Below are 3,568 nucleotides of genomic sequence, written 5' to 3' on the forward strand. Positions count from 1 at the left end.
GAACCCGGCATGTATGCCGACATGCTCGCTTTCGAGGCAACCTTCAACGATCCCGCAGACATCGTGAAAACCCCGTACTGGCGCATCTGGATGCCCGACACCCCCGAGCAACGCAAGCTGAACTGCAGCTACCGCCGTCGCATCAAGCCGCCTTGCCAGCCGTTCATCATCCGCGACGCGGCGCATCTGCTCACGCACCATCCGTCCATATGGTCGGCCATCTACCGCAAAGGATTCCTTGAAAAGCACGGTATCCGCTTCCGCGAGTATCCGGGAGCGGGATGGGCCGACAACCCGTTTCTGATAGAGACGCTCTGCCAAGCCGAGCGCATCGTCTATCTCGACGAACCGTACTACTGCTACCGCGAGGAAACGCCCGAGAAATCGAAGTCCTTCGCGCTGAACAACACGCTACTGCCTTTTGACCGATGGAACGACATGATGGATGCGCTCGAACGCATAGGCATCCGCGACGAAGCCGTGCTGCGCGCCCACAACAGCCGCGGCTTCACCTACCTAGGTGGCGTCCTGGAAGAAGTCGACCTGACGAACGACGAGGTGCGGGCGGCAGCCACGCGCATGTTCGAGCGAATGGATACCGATCTTGTTCTGTCTGACGCCGAGATACCTCCAGGATGCAAGCGCATGTTTGCCGAACTGCGCAGCATGCCCGAACCGTACGTCCGCAGCGCGCCCTACGCCTGGGGGCTCGTCAAGCAGGGGCTGTACAACCTACGCAACGTAGGTCCTTGGTTCACTCTTCGCACCTTCAAGAAATACGTGACGAGAAAAAGCAGCCGCGAAGGCGGGAAATAAAGGAAGACCCCGAGCATTCGGGGTCTTCTTGCATACTAAATGGCTTACGCCGCTTCTACTTCGGGCAAGGCTACGACCGTCGTCGGATCGCCGCCGGATTCGACCACTTCGATAACCTTCCTCCACGTTCCCTCGTCGCGAGGAACCATCCAGAGGCCGTCATGCTCCTCCATAAAGTCGCCAACGTAAGGGCCGGTACCCGACTGGAAAGCGATCCTGTCGGCGTTCGCGGCGAAGTCCGCCACCATAGCCGCCAGCTCGTCCTTCGGCCAATTCGTTTCGGCATTGCCAAGAAGCGCGTCAAGGTGCGCCGCAGCGTTCGCCGGGTCGGCCGCAACCTGCTTGATGCCCGCCTCGACCAGCTGGCGGTCCTGGATCTGGCGGCACGCCTCGATGTCGACAGCGTACAGCTTGCGCACACGGGCGAGAACAAGGGCCTCGGGGCCGTCGAGCTCCTGCGCTCCGGCGTTTAGCTCAATGGTGCCGCCGTTCACGATGTCCTTCAAATGCATGTCTATGGGCACGTTCGCCGTGACTCCTCCAAGCGCGTTGACGAAGTTCTCGAAGTCGACGAAGCCCATGTCGAGATAATACTGGACGTGAACGCCGGTCAGGCTTTCAACCTGATCGATCGCCATATCGATACCGCCGACATGATACGCCTCGTTGATCTTCGCCACTCCCCCGTCGATCGTCGTTTCCGTATCGCGGGGAATGGTAACGAGGGAGACCTGGTACGTCTTCGGATCGATGCGAACCAGCATCATGGTGTCGGAGCGTCCCTTGCCGTCCGCGTACATCTCGCTGGATGCCTCCGTGGTACCCGTACGCGCGTCGTTTCCGACGATGAGCACATAGAAGGGGGTGTCGATGCTGTTGACGGGCTCCTTGCCGCTGTCCACGGCATCCTGCATCAGCTTCGTGTCGGGATCCTCCACAGCGTGCTGCTGCTGACATCCGGCCACGACGACCATCGACAGCGCAAGCAGAGCCGCCATCGCGCCGCAGCGAACGATTTTCTTCAACTTCACCAGAACCATTCCTTTCGCTTAGGTAGTGCGCCTAGCGGCCGAAACGCTCTTTGAGCCGACAAGGCAGAGCCATGATAGCACGACCGACTCGGTAGGTCGTCGATTCCAGGTACTCTTTGCGAATTCCCTCGGTTTCGCGCGCATGCTCCATTACGTGCAGCCGGAAGGATGCCCCTTCCTCGGGCACAAGGCCCGCCGCGCACGCGTCCAGACGCGCTTCGTCGAACGAAAGCGCGTCGAACGCCGCCCGGTCGTAGCAGAACGCCACATGACGAACCAGGGCTCGGACGAACTCTTCCGAACACTCCCCCGCATGCGCGCGCAGCCATGCCTCAAGCTCGTAGGCAGCCTTGAAGTGGCCGTAAACGTGGCGCATCTCGCGAGCCTCGGTCATAGTGGATCCGGCGCGCACTCGCCTTACGTACAAAGGCTCGTTCAGAAAGGCCGCGCGGGGCGCGGCCGCCAGCATCAGGCAGGTGAACAGGTTGTCCTCGTGCACGATGCCCTCGTAGAACCGAATTCCTGATTCTTCCAAGAAACCCCTGCGAACGAACTGCAGCGCGGGCGACACGCAGAACGAATCGAGTTCGGCGAAGCGCGCCATGAGCTGGCGGCCCGTCATGACGCCGTCGATGCCCTCGCGATCGTCGTAATCGTCGCGGTAGCGCGCCCGCGCCTCGGCATCTTCGTACACTGTCCGCGCCGAGAAGAACAAGTCGTCCAGCTCGTCGCGCTCGGCCCGCTCGAACAGCGTCTGCAGCGCGCGGTCCTCGTAGTAATCGTCGGAATCCAGGAAGACGATGTACTTCCCCGTCGCGCGGGCGATGCCCGCGTTGCGCGCGGCAGACTGCCCCGCGTTCGCCTGAGAAAGAAATGAGAAGCGAGCGTCGTCGTCGCCCGCCTTCCGAGCGGCTTCCAGCGTGCCGTCGGTCGAACCGTCGTCGACGCACAGCGCCTCGAAATCGCCGAACGTCTGCCGCTTCAACGACAGCAGGCAGTCCTCGATATAGGGACGCACGTTGTACATGGGTATGATCACGGATACAGCCGGCATGGCCTCTCGCCCTTCCTTGATGCCTATCAGACCGACGCGTCCGAAGATGCAGGGATGATCGCGGTCGATTCGACGTCCAGCTCGCCGGGATCCTCGCCCGCATCGACTGCCGCCATGAGGGTCGCCCAGCCTTCGGGGTTCTCGTAGCACAGCCAGAGGCCGTTCTGCGCCTCGTCGAAGTCCCCATTGCTGGGGCCGGTGCAACTGTACAAGGTCATCCCGCCCGGGTCCCCCGAAAACGAAAGAGCCAGCGATACGATATCGGGCGTGTTCATGTCGGTTCCGACACTTTGGGCGAGGTCGAGGATGGCACCCGGCAGCTCCATGGCGGGCTTCTGCAGCACTTTCTCCACGATGGCCGTGAGTATCTGGCGGATGTTGCTTTGGCGCTTCGCCTCCTGGTTGTCGCCGTATTCGTGGCGCGCACGGGCGAATATCTGCGCTTGCTGTCCGTTCAGCGTCTGGACGCCTGGCTGCAGGGACACCGCCTCGCCAGTCAACGCGTCTTTGTAGGATATCTCCACCGGCACGTCCACGGTGATGCCGCCCACTTTGTCCACCAGTTCTTGGAACTCGGAGAAATGCACCTCGGCGTAATGATTGATCGGCGTGCCCGTCACCGTGGACACCGCCTTGATAGAGGCGGCGGCCCCGCCCAGGTTGTAGG

4 protein-coding genes are annotated in these 3,568 nt (G+C 61.7%); 1 reads left to right on the forward strand and 3 read right to left on the reverse strand.

Annotation, left to right across the window (positions count from 1 at the left end):
- The coding region (locus tag ACMO6A_RS14875) for a glycosyltransferase family 2 protein (protein WP_418471476.1) at positions 1–816 on the forward strand (816 nt) is incomplete at its 5' end.
- A 44-nt stretch (positions 817–860) separates the two neighbouring features.
- Here ACMO6A_RS14875 and ACMO6A_RS14880 read toward each other — a convergent pair.
- The 3 genes from ACMO6A_RS14880 to ACMO6A_RS14890 all read right to left on the reverse strand — a co-directional run.
- Positions 861–1,856: an LCP family protein gene (locus ACMO6A_RS14880; RefSeq protein ID WP_009304096.1), complete on the reverse strand. Its 996-nt coding sequence runs from the start codon at positions 1,854–1,856 to the stop codon at positions 861–863.
- Positions 1,857–1,878: 22 nt separating this feature from the next.
- Positions 1,879–2,901, reverse strand: a complete 1,023-nt coding sequence (locus ACMO6A_RS14885) for a glycosyltransferase (RefSeq protein ID WP_009608232.1) — start codon at positions 2,899–2,901, stop codon at positions 1,879–1,881.
- Positions 2,902–2,927: 26 nt separating this feature from the next.
- The coding region (locus ACMO6A_RS14890) for an LCP family protein (protein ID WP_418471477.1) at positions 2,928–3,568 on the reverse strand (641 nt) is incomplete at its 5' end.

Origin of the sequence: Eggerthella sp. (assembly GCF_048329335.1) — a bacterium.
In the GTDB taxonomy this organism is placed as follows: domain Bacteria; phylum Actinomycetota; class Coriobacteriia; order Coriobacteriales; family Eggerthellaceae; genus Eggerthella; species Eggerthella lenta.